This window comes from Clostridium amylolyticum, assembly GCF_900142075.1.
GTDB classification, from domain to species: domain Bacteria; phylum Bacillota; class Clostridia; order Clostridiales; family Clostridiaceae; genus Clostridium_AA; species Clostridium_AA amylolyticum.
Window position 1 is genome coordinate 303,417 of the sequence record NZ_FQZO01000001.1, and the last position, 25,681, is coordinate 329,097.

Sequence of the window (25,681 nt, forward strand, 5' to 3'; positions counted from 1 at the left end):
TGCAACGGATAATCTATTAAAGGCACTATAATTAACTTATTATATATCAAGTATTTTAATAATTCTGTTATCAGTCTCAATCACACCCTCATCCTTCATTCTTTTTAGTTCCCTGAAAAGAGAGGGGCGCTGCACACCAAGATAATCTGCAAGCTGTTTCTTGCTGATTGGCAAAGTAACAACTGTGCTTTTTTGCTCTACAGACAGTGCAGATAGGTAATCCAGTAGGTTTTCTCGCAGTGATTTTTGTGTATACATGGCTATTTTTTTATTCATCCCCTGTGAGTTTAATGAAATGCTTTTTATAAATTTTATGGTGAACCTATAATCGTGGAGAAGCAGTAGCACATCCTCTTTTTTAATATGAAGGAGTTCACAGTCTGATGAACAGTAAATATTCATAGGATAGCAATTAGCATTGCCAAACAGCAAGTTTGCACCAATAATGCTATTTTTCTGAAATTCAAACAGCACATTTTCCGAACCATTTTGTGACAGTGCATAGGCGATTAAACTACCGGATAACACAATGTCCATAGTTAGGCATGATTTTCCCTGTGTGTGAACGGTTGCTCCCTTTGCGTATTTCTTTGATGTAAAGCAAACCTGCTCCAATATAGACGGACTTACTCCGTCAAAAAAGTTTATATCAATCACTCCATATTCACCTCAATAATTATTATAGTAAAAAGAAACATAGGTGTCTATTGTCAAATACTATGTTTTGCTATGATAAAAACAACACTGAGAAAAGAGGTAGATATATGGATGTTTTTACCATTGCCATTTGGGTAATTACCATTGGATTATTGATTTTTTCTTTTATTAAGGACAGAGAAAAAACAAAAGAGGCACTGAAAAAAGCATTTTTTATGGGCAAGGGTATGGCGCTTTCTATATTTGGCGTCATCTTTGCAATTGGCTTAATACTTGCACTATTACCGCCAGAGCAAATCGCTGATATTATAAGCAAACAAAATGTATACGTTGCTACCATTACAGCTGCAGCTTTTGGTACAATTACGCTCATTCCAGCGTTTATTGCTTTTCCGCTGATTGGTACATTAGCAGGTGCAGGTGTTGGAATTATGCCGTCTGTAGCCTTTCTTACCACTCTGACTATGGTTGGCATTGCAACTTTTCCTCTTGAAAAAAAGGAGTTTGGCACAAAGTTTACCATTACTCGCAATGTGCTTAGCTTTGTATTTGCCATTGTAATTGCAGTAGCTATGGGGGTGATTCTATGATGAGCAAAGCCTACAAATTTGTAAAAAATAATTTGTTTTTGGTGGTAGTGATACTTTCGTATCTGGTACTTACTCTTATAAATCCGCAGTTGGGATTGCAAGGAGTCAAGAACAGTGGGTACTATATCAAGGAAATGCTGATGATTATGCCGGTAATTTTTGTTTTGACAGCCTTGCTCGATTCGTGGGTCTCCAAGGATGCTATTATAAAATACTTAGGGAAAAATGCTAAAGCAAAGGGGGTTGTTTTGTCCTTTGTGCTGGGCAGTATTTCAGCAGGACCTATTTACGCAGCGTTTCCTTTTTGTGTAATGCTTCACAAAAAAGGGGCGTCCATTAAAAACATTGTTATTATTTTAAGTTCATGGGCAGTTGTAAAAATCCCGATGCTTCTTAATGAGGCAAAGTTTTTAGGAATGAAGTTTATGCTTGTTCGCTGGGCGCTTACCATTATTGCAATTCTGACTTTTTCATGGATTACCGCAAAAATTGTAAAAGATGAGGATCTGCCCAATGAAAAAACAGCGCCCACACAAGGTATTTCAATTAACAAAAATGCGTGTATGGGATGTACTGTTTGCAGCAAGAAATATTCCGTATTGTTTGAGATGGACGGCAAAAAAGCCTGTGTAAAGGAATATACAGATCTTGATATGGGGCTTTTGCAAACTGTCATTCAAGCCTGTCCTGTTAAGGCAATTGAATATAACTAAGGGAAGATGCCATTGGCCGACAGGGCTGATGGCATCTTCTATTCTGTCCCATTAAGTTATATTGGTATTTTATCAATCTACTATATCTAATTTAACTGAATATAGAAGTGTGTTCTATGTTCCCTCAGACTGAAGAGTTTGGGGGAATTTTGTTTTAGGGGTCATATTTAGTGATGTCAGTGGCTTATCAAGTAAAAAGGTGCTCTTATTTGAGCTTAGCTTCTACTGGCACTATTATAAGTTGATTGTTTTCAACCTTAGTATTATTTTATATCATGCTTGTAAAAATAAACGTAAAAAAATAAAAATAGCATATTGACACAGCTACTACTGAGTGATACTATATAGTGGTAGTAAGTGATACTGAATATCGGTCATACAGAATAGCAAGGAGGAGTTACGTTGGAGAACCTTACGGAAATGCTCAAAGGCGTGCTGGAAGGCTGTGTTCTTGAAATTATCAGCCATGAGGAAATATATGGGTACGAGATTACTAGGAGGCTGAACGCCCTGGGATTTTCGGACGTTGTGGATGGAACTGTTTATACCATTTTGGTGCGGCTAGAGAAAAATAAACTGGTGGAAATTACAAAAAAGCCATCCGATATGGGACCACCGCGAAAGTTTTTTACGCTCAACGACGCGGGGCGTGAGGAGCTGCGGAAGTTTTGGGAAAGATGGGAGTTCGTATCATCAAAAATAAATGAGTTAAAGGAGATGAAATAATGAATTTTTGGGAAAAAATTACGGGTAGCGATATGACTAAAGAAATGAAAACTTTTGAAGCCCGCGCCAAAAAGCTGCCAGCTGAATATCAAGCGACATGGGAAAAAATTAAAGAGAATCTTTGGCCACACTCAGATTTAACCGGTCGCAACCTTATGCCAATACTTGACGGTGTTCTTGGCCTGCTTGAAGAAAGGGCTGCGGACGGTCAGAGTGTACAAGAGGTTTTGGGTGACGATATCAAAGGCTTCTGTTCAGAGCTGGTCGGAGAAGAAGGGGCAAAGTCTTTTCGCGACAAGTGGCGAAAGCAGCTCAACAATAATATCACTAAAAAATTAGGTAAATAGGGGCAGGTGAATAAAATGAGGATACAAGATATCATCGAAGGCAAAAAAGAATGGCGAGCGCACGTAGCGCGTGTTAAAGAGCTACCGAAAGATTATCAGATTGTTTATAAAGAGATTCAAAAATATCTCTATAAGGTGGGACCTATTGAGCTAATAGACGGGATAGGGTTGCTCTCAGGAATTGTGGATCTTTTTGAAGAGGGGGCTTCTTTAGGGAAAGGCGCGCTGGAAGTGACAGGCAGTGACGTGGCGGCTTTCTGCGACGAAATTATCAAAGATTCAAAAACTTATGCTGACATCTATCAGGAATCTATTGACAAAGAAGTTAACAAGGCCATGAAAAAGGTTACGGATAAAACAAAGTAAAACTTCAAGTAAGGGGATGGTAGAGTGTGTAAATACGAGTGGATATTATGCCCGGTCTGTAGAAGCAAAACACGGGTCAAGATAGGTGTTGATACGGTGCTTGAAAACTTTCCTCTATTTTGTCCCAAGTGTAAACAGGAAACGATAATCAATGTAAAAGAACTGAATATATCAGTTATTAAAGAGCCAGACGCTATGACGCAGAGCTGATAACCGTGAGTAAAATCACAGTTGTCGGCTCTTTATTTATAAAGGAGGAAAAGAAAATGAAAAAAAGTATTATAGAAATTAAAGGAGTAAAGAAAGCTTACAAAGATGTAGAAGTACTCAAAGGAGTAGATTTTGAAGTAGAGCAGGGAGGTATCTTTGCTTTACTAGGTTCCAATGGAGCAGGAAAAACAACCATGATTAGAATCATGACTACTTTACTTAAAGCAGATAAGGGAAGTACTCAGATCAATGGTTTTGATATTGAAAAAAATCCAAGTGAAATTAGAAGTTGTATCAGTCTTACCGGTCAGTTTGTTGCAATTGATGAACTTTTGACCGGTGGAGAAAATCTTCAAATGATAGCAAAACTCAGACATATTAAAAATCCAAATGTAGTAGCAGAGGAGTTAATTAATCGTTTTGGCATGTCAGAGGCAGCAGACCGCAGAGTGGGGACTTACTCCGGAGGTATGAAAAGAAGAATTGATATCGCAATGAGTCTTGTGGGAAATCCAAAGATTATTTTTCTAGATGAGCCAACGACAGGTCTTGATCCAGAATCACGTTTAGAAGTTTGGAAGATTGTAAAAGAGTTATCAGCTTCAGGAACTACAGTATTCTTAACAACTCAATATTTAGAGGAAGCTGAACAACTTGCAGATAAAATCGCTATTCTTCATGGAGGAAAGATAATTGCTCTGGATACACTGGAAGGATTGAAAAAATTATTTCCACCTGCAAAAGTTGAATATGTTGAAAAGCAACCTACATTAGAAGAAATATTTCTAACAATCATAGGGAAAAAGGGGGAGAAATAAATGGGATCTACAAATAAGTATTTTTTCAAAGATATGAGTGTTATGTTTGGACGTTCTATGCGTCATATTTTTAGAAGTATGGATACAATTATTACAGTTTGTATCACACCAATTGCGATGATGTTATTATTCGTTTATGTATTTGGTGGTGCAATGGAAACAGGTGCAGAAAATTATATTAATTATCTATTACCAGGTATAATGTTAATGGCTATTGGCAGTGGCATTGCATATGTAGCTTACCGTTTGTTTATAGATAAAGAGCGTGGTATCTTTGAACGTTTTCACTCTATGCCTATTGCTCGTTCTACAGTATTATGGGGACATGTATTAACCTCATTAATTTCAAATGGAATTTCTGTAGTAGTGATTATACTTGTTGCATTATTAATAGGTTTTCGCTCTTCAGCAGGAATCTTTGAATGGTTAGGTGTATTTGGAATTCTTGGGATATTTACACTTGCGTTGACTTGGATTGCTGTAATTGCTGGACTTGCGGCTAAAACACCAGATGGTGCAGGCGCATTCTCTTACCCAATCATCTTCTTACCATTTATCAGTTCTGCCTTTGTACCAACAAATACGATGCCTTCAGTAGTACGCGCCTTTGCAGAAAATCAACCTGTAACTCCTATTGTAGAAGCTATTCGTAACTTGTTAGCAAACCAACTAGTAGGAAATGAGATATGGACTGCTTTGGCTTGGTGTATAGCAATAATAGTTGTTGCTTATATCTTTGCAATGAGGATATATAAAAAAATATAACCTATCTTTATACTAAATATAGTTACTCACCCACAGGGGTAGGCTTCGCTAAAAGGTTATTATGTTAATAACCTTTTAGCGAAAAAGTATAAATCTTTAAATTTCACGCCCCCCTTAGACCCATGGGGTACATTCTTTCTTAAAGCCAATATTAATGAGTATTAGCATCATTTTTTTACCAAAACACATGTGGAGACGGTAGTGTTGCTTAAACCGACTTATTGTGTTAAAATATAAGTTAATACAAATAAGGATTTAGGAGGAACCGAAACTATGACAGCCTCAATGCGTTTAAGATAAGCTGGCAATAAAAAGGCAGAATCTATCCCCGATGATAGGCTTTTTTTGTTGTGCTTATTTGTACGATATTGAGCATTCATTAGTTAAGGTGAGATATAGACTATTTAACTATAGCTATAGCATTATTTAACTATGTCTTTTTAAAGAATGTTTCCATATTGTATGTATGCAGACCAAAGCCACATTGTGGATTTTAGCCTGCATTTTTTATTGCCTAGAATACTATTCAAAATAGAAATTCAAGCAAAATAATATGCAGGAGATAATAAAAATGGAAAAATATAATAATTGGAAACTAAAGTTTTTTACAATCTGGGCAGGGCAGGCAGTATCTTTGATTACAAGTGCCATCCTACAAATGGCGATTATTTTTTATCTTATAGAAAAAACAGGATCTGCCATGGTCTTGTCTATGGCCTCACTAGTTGGTTTTCTACCCTATGCGGTGTTTGGACCAGCTATTGGTGTGCTAGTGGATCGCTATGATAGGAAAAAGATAATGATTGGTGCTGATTTAATTATTGCAGAAGCTGGAGCAGTGCTAGCTATTATTGCATTGTATATGGAGTTACCTGTTTGGATGGTTATGGTAGTATTGTTTATCCGTAGCATAGGAACAGCTTTTCATTCTCCTGCTCTGAATGCGGTCACGCCTCTTTTAGTACCGGAAGATCAGTTGACCAAATGTGCGGGTTATAGCCAGTCTTTGCAGTCTATAAGTTATATTTTAAGTCCAGTAGTTGCGGCATTGTTATACTCTGTTTGGGAATTAAATGCCATTATTGCCATCGATGTGCTAGGAGCTGTAGTTGCTAGTCTCACAGTAGCATTTGTGAATATTCCAAAGCTTAAAGTAGACCAGCAAAGGCTGCAATCAAATTTCATAAAAGAAATGAAAGAAGGAATTGTCGTACTGAAACAAAACAAAGGGTTATTTGTCTTATTACTTTTAGGAACACTATATACATTTGTTTATATGCCAATTAATACACTATACCCTTTAATCAGCATGGAATATTTTAATGGGACACCGATGCATATTTCTATTACCGAAATTGCTTTTGCCTTTGGTATGCTGGCAGGAGGCTTGATATTAGGAAGATTGGTAAGCTACGAAAAGCGTGTACTATTAATAACTGGTTCATTTTTTATGATGGGGGCTAGTCTAGCCGTCTCGGGGTTACTTCCTCCAAATGGATTTGTTATGTTTGTAGTTTGCTGTGCAATAATGGGGCTTTCGGTGCCATTTTACAGCGGTGTGCAAACAGCTCTTTTTCAGGAGAAAATTAAGCCTGAATATTTGGGACGTGTATTTTCCTTGACTGGAAGTATCATGTCACTTGCTATGCCACTTGGGTTAATCCTTTCTGGGTTCTTTGCTGATAGAATTGGTGTAAACCACTGGTTTTTAATATCAGGTATTTTAATCATCGGCATTGCTATAGTTTGCCCGATGATGACTGAGATTAGAAAATTAGATTCAAAATAAAATAAACATTATTGGAGGGATATTTATGTATTATATTTTCATGTAATTCTTCCTGCTTAAATCGCAGGGTTTCCCTGCGTACAGGCAAATGAAAATATGCGATTATAGACAGGAGGAAATAATATGGAATTGATATTAAAAGCAAAAGACATTCGTGTGGAATTCACAGGACGTGATATTTTAGATATAGATGAACTAGAAATATATGATTATGACCGTATTGGTTTAGTAGGAGCAAATGGTGCAGGAAAGAGTACTTTGCTCAAGGTGCTTTTAGGGGAATTAACTCTGCCAGGATGTAAAATCAATCGTCTTGGAGGATTTTCCTATATCCCCCAATTGGATGAAGTAACTTTGCAGGAGGAAAAAGATTTTGCGCTTATGGGTAAACTGAATGTTCATCAGTTAGAGGTGCAGACCATGAGTGGCGGTGAAGAAACAAGATTTAAATTATCACAGGCTCTTTCGAAGCAGGTACATGGTATTCTGGCAGATGAACCTACCAGCCATTTAGACCGTGAAGGAATAGACTTTTTAATCGGACAGATAAAATGTTTTTCCGGTGCACTGCTAGTTATCAGCCATGATCGCTATTTCCTTGATGAGGTAGTAGATAAAATATGGGAACTGAAAGATGGCAGAATCACGGAGTATTGGGGAAATTATTCTGATTATCTTCGCCAGAAAGAGGAGGAACGTAAAAGTCAAGCTGCAAAATACGAACAATTTGTTGCAGAACGTGACCGACTGGAACAGGCTGCTGAGGAAAAGCGAAAACAAGCACGTAAAATAGATCAGAAAGTAAAAGGTGCTGCCAAGAAAAATAGTTCTGAAAGTGGTGGACGTCTAGCGCATCAGAAAACAATTGGAAGCAAGCAAAAGAAAATGTATAATGCTGTTAAGTCTATGGAGCATAGGGTTGCAGCTTTGGGCGATGTGGAAGCTCCGAAAGACATCAGAACTATTCGGTTTCGACAGAGTAAAGCATTGGCGCTCTACAATCCATATCCCATTATCGGTATGGAAATTAATAAAAGGTTTGGAGATAAGGTATTGTTTGAAAAGGCATCTTTTCAAATCCCACTTGGAGCAAAAGTTGCACTGATTGGTGGTAATGGCGTAGGAAAAACAACGTTAATCCAAATGATTTTAAGTGCTGAAGAGGGTATTTCCATTTCACCTAAGGCGGAAATAGGTTATTTTGCTCAAAATGGGTATAAGTATAACCGTAATCAGGTAGTAATAGAATTTATGCAAGAAAACTGTGATTACAATGTTTCCGAAATACGTTCTGTTTTGGCATCAATGGGATTTTTACACAATGATATTAGTAAAACATTATCCGTTTTAAGTGGTGGCGAGATTATTAAGCTACTGTTGGCTAAAATGCTAATGGGCAGGTATAATATCCTATTAATGGACGAACCGAGCAACTTCCTTGATCTGCCAAGCTTAGAGGCTTTGGAAATGCTGATGAAAGGGTATGCAGGAACCATTGTGTTTATCACACATGACAAACGACTTCTTGATAATGTGGCTGATATAATTTATGAAATTAAAGATAATGGATTGAACTTAGTCCAATAATTATTTTATACTTCGTATTGATAGACCAAAGACAGGACTTTGAAAGAGATTATGAGTTTTGCCTAATCTTCTAAGTAGGTTAGACTCCTAATGGGAAAAATGAGGTCCTTCAAGATAAACTTTGAAGGCTCATTCCCATAGGGATAATGTAAAACATAAGTAATATATTGCAAAAAATGTGTAACTCCACAAAAGATGTAGATTTTGATATTGATAAAAGGAGTGTGTTTCTATGGTAGATAATATCATTCAATTAGTAACAGAGAAACTATCCTCTTTGCCTTATATAGAAGGCATTGTATTAGGAGGCTCACGTGCAAGAGACATCCATACAAAGGGTTCTGATATAGATATCGGAATCTATTACAATTCAGAATCATTTGACTTAAATGCTATCAATCAACTTGCTACAGAATTGGATGATGAGCATAGAAACAACCTTGTTGTACCTCCCGGAGCGTGGGGGGATTGGGTTAATGGTGGTGGATGGTTAGTCATAAATGGGTATCATGTTGACTTGATTTTACGTGATATAAAACGGGTGGAACAAATAATCAAAGATACGGAGCAAGGAATTGTTACTGCTAATTATCAGACAGGGCATCCCCATGGATATATTAGCGCCATGTACCGTGGAGAATTGGCAATCAGCAAGATACAATACGCTAATGATAAAAACTTTTATGAATTAAAAAAGCAAGCAGAACGTTATCCAACAGCTTTGCAGAAAGGGTTAACCGAATTTTTTATGTTTGAGGCAGGTTTCTCTTTAATGTTTTCTAAGAACAATATAGATAAAGACGACGTGTCCTATGTTTGCGGGCATTGCTTTCGAAGCATATCTTCCCTTAATCAAGTCTTATTTGCAGTAAACAGAGAATACTGTATAAATGAAAAAAAGGCTGTTAAGATGATTGAAGATTTTAAGATCAAGCCAAGGAATTACAAGGAAAGGGTGGATAAGGTTATTTCCTTAATATCCACTGATGTAGATTGTACAAGAAAAGGAATTGAGATTCTTCAAAGACTATTAAATGAGGTTGAACACCTGAAAGGAGCCAATATTCAATGACGGGGCCAGATAAGAAAAAGCTTTTTCCAAATGAAAATATAAAGACGGTTTGCTATATAAGTAATTTACCGAAAAGAGCTAATGTTGAGATTGGTGAATACACTTATTATAGCGATAATGATAAATCTCCAGAGAGGTTTTATGATAATATAGAGCACCACTACGAATTCCTAGGTGATAAACTCATAATAGGCAAGTTCTGTGCAATTGCAGAGGGTATTAGGTTTATCATGAATGGAGCAAACCACAGAATGGATGGAATTACAACCTATCCCTTTAATATCTTTGGCTGTGGATGGGAAAAGGTGACTCCTGCAATAGAACAGTTGCCTTTCAAGGGGGACACGGTGATTGGCAATGATGTATGGATAGGTCAAAATGTAACCATTATGCCAGGTATTAAAATTGGTGATGGTGCGATTATTGCCGCTAACTCAACAGTAGTAAAAAGTGTTGAACCATATACAATATATGGTGGCAATCCAGCTAAATTTATCAAAAAACGATTTAGTGATGAAAAGGTTGAATTCTTACTAAAGCTTCAATGGTGGAATTGGGATGAAGAGAAGATATTTAATAATCTTGAAAAGCTAACAACGGAAACTGGATTAGAGCAATTAATGAATAACTGCCTGGACTCGGGACCTTTCTACCACGGTACAAAAGCCGATTTGAAGGTCGGGGACTTGTTGGAACCCGGCTATAGCTCAAATTATGGGGAGCGAAAGAAAGCTAACTACGTCTATCTAACTGCGACACTAGATGCAGCTATATGGGGAGCTGAACTTGCAGTGGGCGACGAACCTGGTCGGATTTATATTGTAGAGCCAACTGGTACCTTCGAGAATGATCCTAATTTAACTGATAAGAAATTTCCAGGGAATCCAACAAGGTCTTACCGCACCAAGTCACCGCTACGAGTAGTGGGAGAAGTATTGGATTGGGAGGGACACTCTCCAGAGGTACTCCAGAACATGTTAGATAATCTTGAGAAGCTAAAGAGGCTTGGTATCGAGGCAATTAACGAATGATAGATAAATTTTATTTTATTCTAATAAAAGCAAGACACACTTAAGAGTTTTTCCTTTTTATTTTATGTTCATCAAAGCCTATTAATATATTCCCTCAGACTGATTAGTTTGGGGGAATTTTGCCTTAGGGGGTCTAACTTTTACGCGGAACGAGAGATATTTGCGTTAAGGGTTAGGTTTGAGTAATTGTTTATGTTGGTAGAGAAAAATAACCCCTGTTAGATAGAATTTGATAAACAAGCCAAGACCTAATTAAAAAAATTTTTAATTAGGTCTTGTTTTTTTGTGCATCCAGTGATATATTCTATTTAAAGAAAATTTTAAATAGAATATTGTGGCTGGAGGTAGAAATATCTTATGGGTATTCCAGATACGTTTAAAGCATTGTCAGATCCATTGCGACGGCAAGTTCTGATTATGCTAAAAAGCGGGGCTATGACTGCTGGAGACATAGCAAATGCATTGGGGATATCGGCAGCAGCACTTTCCTATCATTTAAATTTATTAAAGAAAGCAGAGCTGTTGATGGAGTATAAACAAAAAAATTATGTATACTACGAGCTGAACACTTCTTTGTTTGATGAGTTAGTGTTATGGCTTAAACAATTTGGGGGTGAAGAGAATGAAAAATAGAATATTATGGGGTGTAACTATTTTACCATTGGTTGTAGTTTTGAGTGTAATGAAGTTTTTGCCGGATGATTTACCAACGCACTATGATATTAACGGTAATATTGACACATGGGGGTCAAAATATAATAAGTTGATATTTCCAATTATTATTATCCTATTAACTTTAGTTTGGAAATTATTAATTCGCTATTTTGAAAAGAAGTCCATAAATGCATTAGGGGAAAAGGAGCGTATAGAAGCAGCAGGAAATGTAAAGGTGTTGTATATTGTAGTGATTTGTGAAACTATTATATTCAATATTATGTGTTACACCTTTTTAATATCAGCTTTTCTGGAGGTACGAAATAGTTCTAATACCATGAGTATCGACATCAATACAGTTATGAATGTGGTATATGGATTCCTTTTTATCATATGTGGTAATTTTCTACCTAAATGTAAACGGAATGGTGTTGTTGGCCTGCGAACTCCATGGAGTATAAAAAATGATGTAGCCTGGGCTAAGAGCCAACGATGGGGTGGAATTATACTGGTAGTATCAGGGGTATTAATATGGCTAGTAAATGCTCTAGTTGGTGGGTTAACAGCTACCATTATCATGGTTGGACTGTTATTATTGTTTGCAATTTTGGCATTCCCATTATCCTATGTGGCATGGAAGAGGTCGCATTCAGAAGTAGATTTAAACAAGATGTGAAAATGTATTTACAATTATGCAGTTTTTCATTATAAGGTCTGAACTAACGAAGGTAATAGATTTTCTTAAGTTATTTGTATCATCTTTCTATCACAAGACATGTGGAGACTGTGGTGTTGATAGAGCGAAATAGGCTGATATCAAAGGATTTGAAGGTTTTTAAGTTAATATTGGAGTGTGTTTTATGTTCCCTCAGACTGATAAGTTTGGGGGAATTTTGCTTTAGAGGATATAACCTTTACGCAGAAATAGGGATATTTGCTTTAAGGTTTGGATTTTGAGTATTTGTTTATATTAATAGAGGAAAATGACCCCTACCTATTTCTAGATAGTTTAAGAATAGCGGTTATAATTGATTTTATAATTTGTTTTTTTAAAATCATCATGGTATCTATTTCAAAGGCAATCATTCTGACAGCTAATTTTGCTACACTTTAACGGTGGGGTGATGATGCTGATCATGGAAAAATTATTTAGGTGGCCTTTAGAATATACATTGACATATGGTGATACTCATAGTATCATGATACATATAGTATCATGAATGCTTTATTAGAATAGCCTATTAACAGTGTCTGCTCATACAGAGAAGGAATTAGCATATCTCTTAGGCTGTATTGGCGCGATTATTATATTAAGGACATATGAATCAGAGTTTGCTGGCAGTATGGCTAATAAGGTATAGAATTATCAAGGATAGGAGGCTATGGGTACTTTGATTAGGGGTATCCATGAAATAGAATGGCAGAAACAAAAAGAGAAAAATACCTGGAGCAGAGAAAGCTGCTTATGGAGGAAAGAAAAAAAGAGGTAATAGATACGGCAAAAAAGCTTTTTCTGGAAAAAGGACTGAATAATGTAACTATGAATGACATTATGAATGAAGCCGGATTAAGTAAAGCAACAATGTACCGTTATTATGACAGCATACATCCCATCGCCTTTGAGGTGGAATACGAAATGATGCAGGAAATATTCAGCGATCTGAAACTCATTGATATAACTAACCGAAATGGCGGCGAAGCCATAAAGGAAATTCTTCTGACCATGGTGGACAGGTTTATTTATCATATAAAGGCCTACCGTTATATCAGTATGTTCGACTTTCTTTACGCGGATCAGTATCCCAACGATAATCTGTTACAGGAATATAACAAGGTGATACAGTCCATTATTGATGCTAATATGAGCGGGGAGAGGGTTAAGGAGCAATATGCCGAAGCCTTAACCTATGTAAGCGTGATTTTTGCTTATCTGCAGAAGCTGGCTCACCGTAAGGAAATCATCGATAAAGGGGAAATTGACGTTATTGAGCGATTAAATATCGTAAGGAAGATGATTCACAAGCTGTTGAAATAAATGAAAGGCATAGGATGAATTCCATGTGGATTTTATTATTAATACTGGCGATTATTTTCGTTGTAATGCTGCTGTTGTGTAGTATCGTATTCCTGCCGCTGTTCATTGGCAGGCGGATAAAAAGTCCGATTACCAAAGAAAGTCGGGAATACTTCTTCAGCGGAGAAGGAGAACATGTAATAAAGACTCATATCATAGGCTATGGGGAGAATAAGGAAAGTTTTATTCTATATGCTCCTGTCCACTTGGAGGGAACACTTCCGGTAATTATCTGGGGCAATGGAACAGCCGCTCTGCCGAAGAATTATGATGAGCTACATCGGCATCTTGCTTCTTGGGGTTTTATTGTTATGAATACCTATAACAGTGATACTGGAACCGGCAAGCCCCTAAAGGAGGCTCTTTGCTACCTGCTTGAGGAGAATGCGAAGCCTGACAGTATTTTCTACATGCATGTTGATACGCAGCGTATAGGCTGTGCGGGACATTCCCAGGGTTCTACGGGTGTGATTAATCTGCATACGAATTTTACGGAAGGAAGTTATATAAAAACCGTTGTTTCTATTGCACTTCCTGCTCTGCGATGGTGTGATCCTGAGGATGTATATGTACCAGAAAGAATTAATGTTCCTTTTTTGGTGTTAACCGGTACCCTTGATTTTATTATCTCTCCCTTCAGGAGTTGCCTTGCTGCTATTAACAGATTAGAAAGCGGTGTTGAGGGTTGGTTTCTGGAGGCCCGCTACTGTTCCCATACGGAGATTCAGGAGGAAGGCGGTAAATATAAGGGCATATTGACAGCCTGGTTCCGGTACAGGCTGATGGATGACAATACGGCGAGGGAGATCTTTGAAGAGCAGGGAGAGATATATAAGAATGCGGGCTGGAGAAGAGTATATGCACGCGGAGTCCGTGATAATATTAGGAATGACAGCAGACTATCATAAGGAGCTGATTCAATCAATGCAGAGGGAAAAATGTATTCGTGACAGCAAGCCTGTAGCTTCAAAGATTCGTAAAAAGCGCCGTTTCAAACCTAAATGCCAGATTACCTATGAAAATGCTTCTGAAAGCCTTATGGATGAATATTGGGATTCCTTTATTCACGCTGAGATCTACCTGATGGAGATACTCGGTCTGTCTAAGGCCAGTGTAGAGGCGGATAGAAGCCTCTGCAGCCGGCGTGAACGAAGGAAGAAAAGTCAACAACAAAGGAATTATCAAATTGATCAAATAATGCTTGAGCTTCTGCAGCTATTGAAAGAAGCCCAGGAGAAGAAAATATCACCGGAATACATTTGGGGTAATGACCCCAAAGGCTTTTGTAAAAGGTTTCTAGAGCAGCGGGAAATAAAACTACCCACTCCTTTGGAACTATTTGCACTCCGATTAAGAGAGCTAGTTAAGGGTTTTTTGATTGTATCCTGCATCATCCTGCTCACGATGAAGGGAGCACCATCCTTTACCACGAAGGCGGACCTGTCGGTATGCCTGATGGATCCCATCAGGATACTGGTGGATTATCTGCTGGTTGAACGATATATCAAAGCCAATATCTTTAATCCTAATATAAAAGGAAAATCCATATATCGAAAATTCAAAAGGTATGATCTTATTATAATAGCTGGGTTGATTCTGCTTAATTTGGGAGCACAGAAGCTGTTTGACTACCCACATTCCTACGTCTGGTTTACGCTTTTGCAGGGGTGCGTTTTTTATCTGCTTCCGATACTGATCCTGTTACTCATATTGAAAGTCTGCTATAGAAATGTAAAGCGCAGCAGTTAGGGCTATGAGCTGCTGAATTATAATTATAGTAATTAAGGAGAGAGGTTTATGAAAAAAGGACATTTTTTCCATGAAGAGCTGCGGGATGGAATCTTCTTGATATCCTGCAAGGAATGGGAAATGCGTACAGTAACCATTAATACATACCTGATTAGGGGCAGGGAAAAGGCGGTGCTGGTGGATGCGGGACTTGGAACCTCCGGATTGAGAGAATATGCGCAGCAGCTGGCTGGGGTGCCCGTCCAGCTGGTACTAAGCCACGGACATTTCGATCATACCGGTGCCGTGAATGAATTTGACGATGTATGGGTACACCCGGAGGATGCATTGATTCTGGGGAAGAGCATCATTAAGCTCCTGCCTTCAAAGAAAATAACCGCGAGGATTCATAATTTGAGAGAAGGAGATGAATTATTGCTGGGTGACAGAACACTTCAGGTATATGGTATTCAGGGGCATACTGCGGGAAGTATAGTACTTTATGATGAGAAAACAAAAACCCTGATATCCGGTGACAGCATCTGTAGAAGAGTGTTCTATATTGATGGTAATAAATATCCCATCAACCGGTTTTTTCATGATCTAATGAAGGTGGACCAGCTAGATTTTACCGGAGTGTGTTCTGCCCATGACCGTTTCCTTCTGCCAAAGACTCAGATTAGGCACATGATTGATGTTATATCAGAGGGTATCTTTTACAGTAATATTACCATACGTATTCTGGGACGTAAGTATTTCCAGGTGAAATACGGTATCGGACCTGAGGATCCGGATTTTATTGATTTTTCTGCTCCCATTGCATGCAGAGAACAGTTAAAGCTTGAAGTTGATGATTTTCTTAAGAAGAGCGGGTATCAGTCTATTCAGAAGGGAGGCAGTTATGAATAAAGCGATTCTGATTCTTTACTTTTTCAGCATGAAGCTGAAAAGAGCAGGTCTGAAAATGAAAAGGCCCTTTCATAGAAAAAGGCCCGTGGGTGTCTTTATTACACCGCAGGACACCGTGGACAGTATCATAGAGCATCCTGTACTGGTTGAAGAAAAGGCAAAAATCTATCAACGATCCAAGGAGAATGACATAATGGCAATACAGACACTTGAAAAATTCGTATTGGGTTTTTCAAACACCACCGGACAAAGCTATGCGGACGGTCTTAATGCCATAATTAAAAATCACGGTAATAATGTGAAGGTTTACAGACGAATTTATTCTGAAGAAGAGATAAAAAAAGATCCCACTAAGGCCCATGCTAGTCTACATTATTTTCCTTCCGGGAAGAAATCAAAGTTTATTATAGTATGTCCTGGAGGTGCCTATGTTAATTGTGAAGCCCTGTCGGAGGGTTATCCACTGGCACTTCATTTGAACAGTCTAGGCTATACTGCTTTTGTGCTTTCCTATCGTGTAAGGGAGGAAGCATATAATCTGGCGCCAGTGGAAGATCTGGCAGCAGCTGTCCGATATGCTCTTCACCGTGAAGATGAATTGAATATAATTCCTGAAGATTATGCGGTTTTGGGGTTTTCAGCAGGAGGGCATCTGGTTGGATGCTATGGTCTTGACAATATAGGCTATAAGAAATTTAATCTGCCGAAGCCCGCAGCCATCATGATAGCATATGGACTCATATCAACTGAGAAGTTTCCACATTGTAATAAGCTGCTTCTGGGGCCTGAACCGGATGAAAAGGCTGTAAGTGCAATCAGTATCGACAGGAATATAACACCTGATTACCCTCCCGTATTCTTCTGGGCAGGTAAGAATGATCTTCTGCTGGATTACCGTCAGCATGGAGATGAACTGGAAAAGGCTGTGCGGATTAATGAGATACCCTACGAATATCATCTGTATGAAAAGGCACAGCACGGAATATCTCTGGGTATAGGAACCGAAGCTGAGGGATGGGTGGACAGGGCAGCAGCCTTCTGGGCCAAGCATTCAGCGAAATAGATAATGCGCAGAATTCTTGCGCAGGAATGGAGGGACATATGATCAAAGACCTAATCAAACAAATGACACTGGAGGAAAAGGCAGGATTGTGCTCCGGTGCAGATTACTGGCATACGAAAGCAGTGGAAAGACTGGGCATTCCGGCCGTGATGGTAACGGACGGCCCCCATGGTCTTCGCAAGCAGGAAGGGGAAGCAGATCATCTCGGTCTGAACCAGAGTGTTGCTGCTGTATGTTTTTCTCCGGCCTGTGCCAGTGCTTCCAGCTTTGATGAGAATTTATTACACCTGATGGGCAGGGCTCTGGGTGAAGAATGCAGATCAGAGAATATAGCGATTTTACTGGGACCTGCCGTTAATATTAAGAGAAGTCCGCTTTGCGGTCGTAATTTTGAATATTTCTCAGAGGACCCTTATCTCACCGGTAAGCTTTCTTCAGCACAGATTAAGGGTATTCAAGAATGGGAGGTTGGTACCAGCCTAAAGCATTATGCAGTCAATAATCAGGAGACCTGCCGCATGACCTGCTCCTCAGAGGTGGATGAACGTACGCTGCGTGAAATCTATCTTGCGGGCTTTGAGATGGCTGTGAAAGAGGCAAGGCCTTGGACCGTAATGAGCAGCTATAACAAACTTAATGGAGAATATGCCAGTGAAAATAAAAAGCTTCTTACGGATATCCTGCGTGAGGATTGGGGCTTCCAGGGCTTCGTAATGTCGGACTGGGGAGCTGTTAATGACAGAATAAAGAGCCTTGAGGCAGGACTGGAGCTTGAAATGCCCTCTTCCAGCGGTATTCGTGATGAACAGATTGTGAAAGCAGTGAGAGAAGGCTTGCTCCCGGAGGAACTATTGGATCTGGCTGTGGAACGCCTTCTTAAGGTTATATTCAAATATTCACAGGCCGATGTTACCGATATGCAATATGACAGAGAGAAACATCACAAGATAGCAACGGATATAGCAAAGGAATCTGCTGTTCTTTTGAAGAATGAAGGTGCGCTACCCCTGAGCCGTCAGACAAAAGTTGCCTACATAGGTGCTTTTGCTAGAATACCTCGTTATCAAGGAGGAGGCTCCAGCCATATCCATGCTAGCAGGGTAACTAATGCATTGGATACTGGTAGGAATAAAAATCCTAATATAATTTATGCGGAGGGTTTCCCCCATGACAAGGATCAGGAAGATCAATCTCTTTTTGAAGAAGCGGTCAAAGCTGCTTCCGAAGCGGATGCAGCCATTATCTTTGCCGGATTACCCGAATCCTTTGATTCCGAGGGGATTGACAGAAGGCATATGAGGCTGCCGGAATGTCAGAACCGGATGATTGAGCTGATCGCGGGAGTGCAGAAGAATGCCATCGTAGTTCTCCATAATGGCTCTGCTGTGGAAATGCCTTGGGCAGATAAGGTTAATGCTATTCTTGAAATGTTTCTTGCAGGTGAGGGAGTGGGTGAGGCAACAGATGCCCTGTTATATGCAGATGCAAATCCCTGCGGCAGACTGGCAGAAACCTTTCCCATTCGGCTTGAGGATACCCCGTCATATTTGAATTTCCCTGGAGATGGCAAAAAGGCCGTCTATTCGGAAGGGATTTATATCGGTTACCGTTATTATGAGGCTAAAAAAATCCCGGTATTATTCCCCTTTGGTCATGGACTGTCCTATACCGAATTCTCCTATAAGGATATCCAGTTAACCCGTGGTAATTTTACAGAGGGTGAGAGCATAAGCGTAACGGCACAGATCACCAATTCAGGGAAGATGGCAGGAAAAGAAGTAGTGCAGCTCTATGTAGGCGATCGTACCGGCACCCCGGGCAGACCTGTAAAGGAGTTAAAAGGATTTGCAAAGATAGAGCTTAAACCTGGAGAGACGAAGCCAGTAAGCTTTGAAATTGATGCCCGTTCCTTATCCTGGTATAACGAAGAAATAGGAGACTGGTATGCTGCTGGTGGAACCTATGACATTTTACTGGCTCATTCCTCTGCAGATATCCGTCTATGGGAGAAGGTTGAATTCACTCCTGTAAAGAAGATTCCTTTCCGGGTGGATGAGAATACAACCATAGGCTCATTGTTGAAAAATCCCAAAACCTCACCGATTATGTCCATGATGTTTTCGAAGTTTAGCGGAGGCATTACATCAGGCTTTGGCAGTTCAGATGAGGTGCTGAATGAAATGACGGGAGGGCTGCCGCTCAGGGCATTGTTTGGATTTTCAAAGATTACAGAGGATCAGATGAAGGAATTAATCTATGTACTAAAGAAGCAGCTGGAATAACTTAATAAATGACCGAGCTGTTTCATAATAATGTATTGCATTGCTCATCTTGTGATGAACTATTATTGCAGTTAATTTGATTATAGGCAATATGATACTCAGATCGTATTTGAGAGGAAGCAGATATACAAAAGTGATGGAATGCTTTGGGCACAGCCGGAGCAGGGAGATCACCGATTAGTATGAAGCTTCCTTTTCAAGTTTATACATAATAAGATTCAAAAATTCATTTTGAATATAAAAGCTGCCGAAGGGCAGCATGATGGAGGTAAGAATGAAATCATTTATAAAAGAATTAATTGAACAGAAGGAAGATAATTATATTCTGCCATTTTTCTGGCAGCATGGAGAGACTGAAGGGAAGCTGAGGGAGTATATGGAGGCAATCCATAGCTGCGGTATTCGTGCAGTCTGTGTGGAGGCCAGACCCCATCCGGATTATCTTGGACCTGGCTGGTGGCATGATATGGATATAATTATTGATGAAGCTAAGAAAAGGGATATGAAGCTGTGGATTCTGGATGATGCACATTTTCCTACCGGCTATGCCGCCGGAAAAATTGCCCAGTCAGAGGATAAATACTGTAAGCAGTACATTAGCCGGAAGTTTATCGATGTCAGCGGCCCTATACCTGAGGTTGAGGTTAGTCTTGCGGCCATGATGATGCCTATGCTGCTGCCCTCAGGATTAAATCTTGAAATGTTTGGTATGAGCTCGGAGAAGAAGCGCTGTTTTACAGATGACAGAATCCTGTCCATCCGTGCATATCAGATAGATAGGAACTCCTCCTTGATTGGAGAAGGAATAGATCTTATTACCAATATTGTAAACGGAAAATTAATATGGGACGTTCCCCAGGGTACCTGGAGGATTAATGTTCTTTTTATTACAAGAAACGGTGAGGGGCGCTGCGACTATATCAGTATGGTGGATAAGGCTTCCTGTAGAATCCAGATTGATGCGGTGTATGAACCTCATTATGAGCATTACAAAGAAGAATTTGGGAAAACCATTGCAGGCTTCTTTTCGGATGAACCCTGCCTCGGCAACAGCATCGGCTATAATTTTGATGAGTCCATCGGAAAGAAAAAAGCACCGCTTCCCTGGAGCAGCCAGCTTGAGAAAATGCTGGAGGAGAAGCTTGGAAAGGAGTATTTGCCATATTATCCTGCACTTTGGACCGACATGGCGGATGAGAAGGTAAATGCCAGGGTTCGCTATGCCTATATGGACTGTGTGACCAGACTGGTGGAAAAGAATTTTTCCAGACAGATTGGAGAGTGGTGTGAGGAAAGAGGAGTGGAATACATTGGTCATATCGTGGAGGATAATAATCAGCATAGCAGACTTGGCAGCAGCCAGGGACATTTTTTCCGCTCCATGATGGGCCAGCATATGTCAGGAATTGATAATATCGGAGATCAGGTTCTTCCTGGAGGAGAAAATCATAAAAGAGAAGCATTGCTGGGTGCGGATAAGGATGGAGAGTTTTATCATTATGAACTGGGAAAGCTGGGTTCGTCCCTTGCCCATATCGATCCGAAGAAACAGGGGAGGGCTATGTGTGAAATCTTTGGAGCTTACGGCTGGAGGCTTGGGATAAGAACAATGAAATATCTGATGGATCATTTTCTGGTGAGAGGTATTAATGTATATGTACCTCACGCATTTTCAGCAAAGGATTTTCCTGATTCGGACTGCCCGCCTCATTTTTATGCCGGGGGAGAGGATCCTCAGTTTAATTATTTTAAAAAGCTGATGCACTACACCAATCGTATGTGCCATCTATTGAACGGAGGTACACATATAGCACCGGCAGCCGTATTGTATCACGGAGAAGCCGAATGGACGGGAGGCTGTATGTTTAATCAGAAGGTTGCCAGAGAGCTGTTGGAAAGTCAGATTGATTTTGATATTCTTCCCTCCGATGTTTTTGCAGATATGTCAGCTTACAAGGCAGAATTTAATGACTGCCTGCAGGTCAATGGTGAAAGCTATGACTGCTTTATTGTCCCATATGCAGAATTTATCACAAAGGAAGTGGCTGTATTTGCCGGTACTGCATCAAAAAAGGGCTTCCCGGTATTCTTTGTTCAAGGGCTTCCGGAGGGAATCTGTAATATAGATAAGCAGGAAGAGGAGAAGCTGCTGCTTGAAGGACTTTGCGAATGCATTGTAGTTCCTCTGGAGACTTTGTCAAAAACATTGAAGGATAACAAATTATTTGAAATCAGCAGTGACAATCAATTTGATGCGCTGCGTTATTACCATTACCGTAAGGAGCAGACAGAGCTATATATGTTCTCCAATGAAAGTATCGGTAAGGAATACAATGGCTGGATAACCGTGAAATCAAAAGGAGAGGTAAGCTTGTATGATGCTATGGAAAACAGGATAATTCCGGCAGAATACAGAAATACCGAGGATGGAACAAGCATACATATCAGATTAACACCCTATCAGAGTGTGGTTGCTCTATTTGAGGATTTGAAGGAGGTGGAAGAACAAGGCGATTTCAAGACTAAGTTGGAATATAGACTGGACGCAGCATGGCGCATCTCCAGTGCAGAAGTCAGTCAATATCCGGAGTTTCATCCTGTTGAAGTTACGACGGAGTTAAGAAGCATGGGCCGGGTATTACCTGCTTTTTCCGGTTATTTACGGTATGAAAGTGAGTTTATTTATGATATAATGCCAACCGGCAGAGAGCTATTGAATATTACAGATGTCTATGAAGGCGCTGAAGTCTGGCTGAACGGCCTCTGTCTTGGAATGAAAATCTGTCCGCCATATCAGTTTCCTTTGAGAGAAGCATTAAGAGCAGGAGAGAACCATATAAGGATTGAGGTCGCCACAACCCTGGACCGGAAAGTGAAATCCCTTCCCCAGGATATGCGTTCCCTGATGTTCTATTCAAAGATAACAGAGCCGACGGGTATTGTAGGAAGTGTGGAAATCTGGAACTGATGCTCTATTTGTTAATAAAAAAACTATTGTAATAGCTCCATTGATTCTGGGGAAGAGTATCATTAAGCTCCTGCCCTCAAGGAAAATAACCGCGAGGATTCATAATTTGAGAGAAGGAGATGAATTATTGCTCGGTGAGAGAACACTTCAGGTATATGGTATTAGGGGGCATACTGCGGGAATTATAGTGCTTTGGGGGATTTTTGTTATAGGGGATGGATACTACTTAGGAGTCATGCTTGCAATAATAGCAGATAAGTTAATTTTTAGGAGCAAATTACTGGATTTTGAAATGGCTGCATAGGATATAAATCATAAGATGAGTTAAATAAAATTCTCTGGGAATTAGTGTGTATTCGTGCTATCAAAGCATACGTTAAATGTTGCGTGCTACTATATCGTGAGATGTAGCAACCCAATAATCACATTCAATTTTTAATAAATCCTTGCATTTTCAAAAAAATCTTGCAGGTTTTACCCAAAAAGAAACCAAAAGAGAACCAAAGTAAAAGGTAAGGTTAGAGGGATAATAAGAATAAGTACGAGAAGGAAGTTGAAAAGAATGTTAAAGATAAAAGGATAGATTTATTTATAGGGCAGTGACTATTGATACGTAATATCACAAACTAAAAATGTAGTTAAGAACACTATCAACATTAACACGCATGTTTCATAGTATGGTATTGATTAATAATATAAAGGAAAAAGTTTATGTTCTATTGCCCGTACTATTATCAAATGCTTGAGGACTATTACAGAGCTGAACAAATGAATTCTTACATTAGAGTATTCCATGCTTCTCCCAATGCTCCAGCTGTAGATGTTTATGCAAATGGAAACCTGCTTGTAAGGAACCTCTCTTATAAGGAAGTATCTCAATATCTGCCAGTTCCTGCAGGAATCTATAATATTAAGGTTTATCCTTCAGGAAAGATGATTAACCCTGTTATTAATACCACCGTAAGTATTCCTGAAAACAGTGTGTTTAATGTGGCAGCAATTGGAACTTTGCCTAATATTAGCTTATATCCAATTCCTGAACCAATAATGGGTAAAAAATCTGGAAGACCTTGCGTAAGATTTGTTCATCTTTCTCCAAACGCACCAGCAGTTGATATTAGATTAGCAGATGGTACAAAAGTATTCAATAATGTTTCCTATGAAGGTATTACGGACTATGCTTGCGTTCCAGCAGGAAACTATACCTTTAAAGTAAATATTGCGGGAACTGATAATACAGCTTTGACCGTTCCAAATGTTAAACTGGATAACAACACATACTATACGATTTATGCTGTGGGCCTTGTTGGCAATTCTCCAGCTTTAGAAGCAGTGCTTTTAACAGAACCCAGGTAACGAAATGAAGCGAAGGTGTAAATTAATGCTCCTTCGCTTTTTATAATTACTTACATAAGATTACAGGTAAAAGAACAGTAAATTGTATTTTAGTATTTCAAGGATATAGCTACAAGGTTTAGGAAACAATAAGTATATAATTGTCTTCCAAAGAGTTTTGGTGATATATAAATTGTATTCAAGAGAAGCAGATAAAAATTTAAACCTATTTAAGATAATTAAACTTACTATTAATAATGTTTGATTTAAAAAAATAATTTTATTATGGTACAAATAAAAATAGCGAAAGGGAATAATAAGTCACTCTATAAAGTGATTTGTTTGGTAGGAGATATGTTTATACCTAAAAGGATTGTGTTTGAAAAAAATTCCTTAGAATTTGAAATGGGTAAGAATATTTTTTCCAAGTTTAAAGATAATGATAATATTGAGATAATAAAATTGAACTCTAATAAACTAAAACAACATATTCCAGGTAATGATTTATTTGCTCAATATAGAGAAGGTAAAAGGACTTTAGTAGTTGGTACTAAAAAGACTCTAAGATTTCAATCCTGCAAACCATCCGCCCACTATCAACTTCCCTTAATATCAGGGTGTATGGGACAATGTGAATACTGTTATTTAAATACTCAGTTGGGAGATAAGCCCTTTGTAAAAGTATATGCTAATATAGATGATATCCTTAATGAAGCTCAGAAATATATTAATCAAAGATTACCGGATATAACTATATTTGAAGGATCGGCTACATCTGACCCTATACCTGTAGAACCTTATACACATTCATTGGAGAAATCTATAGATTTTTTTGCGAAAAACCCAAATGCTAGATTTAGATTTGTAACAAAATATAATGATATAGAATCATTGCTTAACTTAGAACACAATGGCCATACAGAGATAAGATTTAGTATTAATACCTCTTTTGTGATAAATAAATATGAACATTTTACCGCTTCCAGTGACAAAAGAATAGAAGCAGCTATAAAGGTAGCTCAGTCAAGTTATCCTGTTGGTTTTTTAATTGCACCAATATTTATTTATCCAAGTTGGAAAGAAGACTATCATGATTTATTACTAGAGTTAAGTAGTAAGCTGCCAAATAACTTAAAATACCCAGTAACCTTTGAAATAATATCTCATAGGTATACAACAATAGCTAAAAATAGAATACTTAAGGTATTCCCTGAAAGTGAATTACCTATGAATGATGAAGAGCGTAAATTCAAATATGGACAATTTGGATATGGGAAGTATGTATATCAAAATGAAATTATAAGTGAAATAAAAGAGTTCTTCACAAAAAACATAGAAGAATTATTTAAGAATAAAAAGGTTAAATATATTATATGAGTATTACTAATATCATAAAACAATGATAATCTTATATGGTCTAATAAGATACCTGAAAAAGATGAAAATTAAAGAATGAAAATAATTCATCCTAGTAAAGCATATTCATGCCTTACTAGGATGTTTTAATGCTATTTTTTAAGATATTAAAGGTACTAAAACTTTGACGCTTACAAAGTGAGTATATTTTTTTCTTGAATGAACAAAACAGATTAAATCAAACAATACTGTAATTTTATTCATATTTTTCCTTAACATGACAGGTATTGTCATGTTTATATTATATACTTATTGTACTATTAAGAAAAGGGTGAGATTGTGAACGACAGAATTATATTAAAAGGAGCAAGAGAAAAAAATTTAAAGAATATTGACGTATATATTCCAAAGAAAGAAGTTACCATAGTGGTTGGACCATCTGGATCAGGTAAATCTGCCCTAGTATTTGATACTATTGCAGCAGAGTCACAAAGACAAATGAATGAGAGTTACTCTAGTTTTATTAGAACACGATTAGGAAAATTCCCACAGCCAAAATGTGATGAGATTAAAAGATTATCACCGTCAATTATTATAAATCAAAAAAAGATTGGTTATAAATCAATGTGATAGACTAGACT

At 38.4% G+C, this 25,681-nt stretch carries 25 protein-coding genes and 2 pseudogenes; 26 read left to right on the forward strand and 1 reads right to left on the reverse strand.

Going from position 1 to position 25,681, the window contains the following annotated elements:
- Positions 1-39: 39 nt before the first annotated feature.
- Positions 40-657, reverse strand: a complete 618-nt coding sequence (locus BUA82_RS01525) for a Crp/Fnr family transcriptional regulator (protein WP_073003969.1) — start codon at positions 655-657, stop codon at positions 40-42.
- Positions 658-764: 107 nt separating this feature from the next.
- Between BUA82_RS01525 and BUA82_RS01530 the strand changes: the two genes are divergently transcribed.
- From BUA82_RS01530 to BUA82_RS01650, 26 genes and pseudogenes are all read left to right on the forward strand, one after another.
- Entirely contained in the window at positions 765-1,247 is a 483-nt protein-coding gene (locus BUA82_RS01530; RefSeq protein ID WP_073003971.1) for a permease, read from the forward strand.
- Positions 1,244-1,960: a permease gene (locus tag BUA82_RS01535; protein ID WP_143148546.1), complete on the forward strand. Its 717-nt coding sequence runs from the start codon at positions 1,244-1,246 to the stop codon at positions 1,958-1,960. The genes BUA82_RS01530 and BUA82_RS01535 overlap by 4 nt, the downstream gene beginning before the upstream one ends.
- Positions 1,961-2,362: 402 nt before the next feature.
- Positions 2,363-2,686, forward strand: coding sequence for a PadR family transcriptional regulator (locus BUA82_RS01540; RefSeq protein WP_073003974.1), 324 nt, complete (start codon positions 2,363-2,365; stop codon positions 2,684-2,686).
- The gene (locus BUA82_RS01545) at positions 2,686-3,033 is read left to right on the forward strand and encodes a DUF1048 domain-containing protein (RefSeq protein ID WP_073003976.1); all 348 of its coding nucleotides are present in this window, start codon (positions 2,686-2,688) and stop codon (positions 3,031-3,033) included. The genes BUA82_RS01540 and BUA82_RS01545 overlap by 1 nt, the downstream gene beginning before the upstream one ends.
- Before the next feature lie 15 nt (positions 3,034-3,048).
- The gene (locus BUA82_RS01550; protein WP_073003978.1) at positions 3,049-3,399 is read left to right on the forward strand and encodes a DUF1048 domain-containing protein; all 351 of its coding nucleotides are present in this window, start codon (positions 3,049-3,051) and stop codon (positions 3,397-3,399) included.
- Between the two features lie 24 nt (positions 3,400-3,423).
- Positions 3,424-3,609: a cysteine-rich KTR domain-containing protein gene (locus tag BUA82_RS01555; protein WP_073003981.1), complete on the forward strand. Its 186-nt coding sequence runs from the start codon at positions 3,424-3,426 to the stop codon at positions 3,607-3,609.
- Positions 3,610-3,665: 56 nt separating this feature from the next.
- Complete coding sequence (locus BUA82_RS01560; RefSeq protein ID WP_073003983.1) at positions 3,666-4,427, forward strand: ABC transporter ATP-binding protein; 762 nt, start codon at positions 3,666-3,668, stop codon at positions 4,425-4,427.
- Entirely contained in the window at positions 4,428-5,192 is a 765-nt protein-coding gene (locus BUA82_RS01565) for an ABC transporter permease (protein ID WP_073003985.1), read from the forward strand.
- 571 nt (positions 5,193-5,763) lie between these two features.
- Positions 5,764-6,981 (forward strand): macrolide efflux MFS transporter Mef(A), encoded by a 1,218-nt coding sequence (gene mef(A), locus BUA82_RS01570; RefSeq protein ID WP_073003987.1) that lies wholly within the window; start codon positions 5,764-5,766, stop codon positions 6,979-6,981.
- Positions 6,982-7,104: 123 nt separating this feature from the next.
- The gene (locus BUA82_RS01575) at positions 7,105-8,568 is read left to right on the forward strand and encodes an Msr family ABC-F type ribosomal protection protein (protein WP_073003989.1); all 1,464 of its coding nucleotides are present in this window, start codon (positions 7,105-7,107) and stop codon (positions 8,566-8,568) included.
- Positions 8,569-8,800: 232 nt separating this feature from the next.
- On the forward strand, positions 8,801-9,640 hold the full coding sequence (locus tag BUA82_RS01580; RefSeq protein WP_073003991.1) for a nucleotidyltransferase domain-containing protein: 840 nt from the start codon (positions 8,801-8,803) through the stop codon (positions 9,638-9,640).
- A pseudogene (locus BUA82_RS20885) lies at positions 9,637-10,233 on the forward strand (Vat family streptogramin A O-acetyltransferase); the annotation flags it as partial. The gene BUA82_RS01580 and the pseudogene BUA82_RS20885, both read left to right, overlap by 4 nt.
- 27 nt (positions 10,234-10,260) lie before the next feature.
- The gene (gene arr, locus BUA82_RS20890; RefSeq protein WP_207650276.1) at positions 10,261-10,671 is read left to right on the forward strand and encodes an NAD(+)--rifampin ADP-ribosyltransferase; all 411 of its coding nucleotides are present in this window, start codon (positions 10,261-10,263) and stop codon (positions 10,669-10,671) included.
- A 357-nt stretch (positions 10,672-11,028) separates the two neighbouring features.
- Complete coding sequence (locus tag BUA82_RS01590) at positions 11,029-11,304, forward strand: autorepressor SdpR family transcription factor (protein WP_073003995.1); 276 nt, start codon at positions 11,029-11,031, stop codon at positions 11,302-11,304.
- The gene (locus BUA82_RS01595; protein ID WP_073003997.1) at positions 11,294-12,001 is read left to right on the forward strand and encodes an SdpI family protein; all 708 of its coding nucleotides are present in this window, start codon (positions 11,294-11,296) and stop codon (positions 11,999-12,001) included. The genes BUA82_RS01590 and BUA82_RS01595 overlap by 11 nt, the downstream gene beginning before the upstream one ends.
- A 741-nt stretch (positions 12,002-12,742) precedes the next feature.
- Positions 12,743-13,360 (forward strand): TetR/AcrR family transcriptional regulator, encoded by a 618-nt coding sequence (locus BUA82_RS01600; protein ID WP_073003999.1) that lies wholly within the window; start codon positions 12,743-12,745, stop codon positions 13,358-13,360.
- 23 nt (positions 13,361-13,383) lie between these two features.
- Complete coding sequence (locus tag BUA82_RS01605) at positions 13,384-14,307, forward strand: poly(ethylene terephthalate) hydrolase family protein (RefSeq protein WP_073004002.1); 924 nt, start codon at positions 13,384-13,386, stop codon at positions 14,305-14,307.
- Positions 14,210-15,148, forward strand: a complete 939-nt coding sequence (locus BUA82_RS01610) for a hypothetical protein (RefSeq protein WP_143148547.1) — start codon at positions 14,210-14,212, stop codon at positions 15,146-15,148. The genes BUA82_RS01605 and BUA82_RS01610 overlap by 98 nt, the downstream gene beginning before the upstream one ends.
- A 48-nt stretch (positions 15,149-15,196) precedes the next feature.
- The gene (locus BUA82_RS01615; protein ID WP_073004007.1) at positions 15,197-16,036 is read left to right on the forward strand and encodes an MBL fold metallo-hydrolase; all 840 of its coding nucleotides are present in this window, start codon (positions 15,197-15,199) and stop codon (positions 16,034-16,036) included.
- Positions 16,029-17,099, forward strand: a complete 1,071-nt coding sequence (locus tag BUA82_RS01620; RefSeq protein WP_073004009.1) for an alpha/beta hydrolase — start codon at positions 16,029-16,031, stop codon at positions 17,097-17,099. The genes BUA82_RS01615 and BUA82_RS01620 overlap by 8 nt, the downstream gene beginning before the upstream one ends.
- A 38-nt stretch (positions 17,100-17,137) precedes the next feature.
- The gene (locus BUA82_RS01625) at positions 17,138-19,381 is read left to right on the forward strand and encodes a glycoside hydrolase family 3 C-terminal domain-containing protein (RefSeq protein ID WP_083599730.1); all 2,244 of its coding nucleotides are present in this window, start codon (positions 17,138-17,140) and stop codon (positions 19,379-19,381) included.
- Between the two features lie 274 nt (positions 19,382-19,655).
- Positions 19,656-22,349 (forward strand): glycosyl hydrolase, encoded by a 2,694-nt coding sequence (locus BUA82_RS01630; protein ID WP_073004014.1) that lies wholly within the window; start codon positions 19,656-19,658, stop codon positions 22,347-22,349.
- Complete coding sequence (locus BUA82_RS20410; RefSeq protein WP_143148550.1) at positions 22,330-22,653, forward strand: MBL fold metallo-hydrolase; 324 nt, start codon at positions 22,330-22,332, stop codon at positions 22,651-22,653. Before BUA82_RS01630 ends, BUA82_RS20410 begins: the two co-directional genes overlap by 20 nt.
- Before the next feature lie 464 nt (positions 22,654-23,117).
- A complete protein-coding gene (locus BUA82_RS01640) occupies positions 23,118-23,705 on the forward strand; it encodes a DUF4397 domain-containing protein (protein WP_242948907.1) in 588 nt (195 codons plus the stop codon).
- 333 nt (positions 23,706-24,038) lie between these two features.
- Complete coding sequence (gene splB, locus BUA82_RS01645) at positions 24,039-25,061, forward strand: spore photoproduct lyase (RefSeq protein WP_073005089.1); 1,023 nt, start codon at positions 24,039-24,041, stop codon at positions 25,059-25,061.
- A 315-nt stretch (positions 25,062-25,376) separates the two neighbouring features.
- Positions 25,377-25,664 (forward strand): annotated as a pseudogene (locus tag BUA82_RS01650) (P-loop NTPase family protein); the annotation flags it as partial.
- Positions 25,665-25,681: the final 17 nt, after the last annotated feature.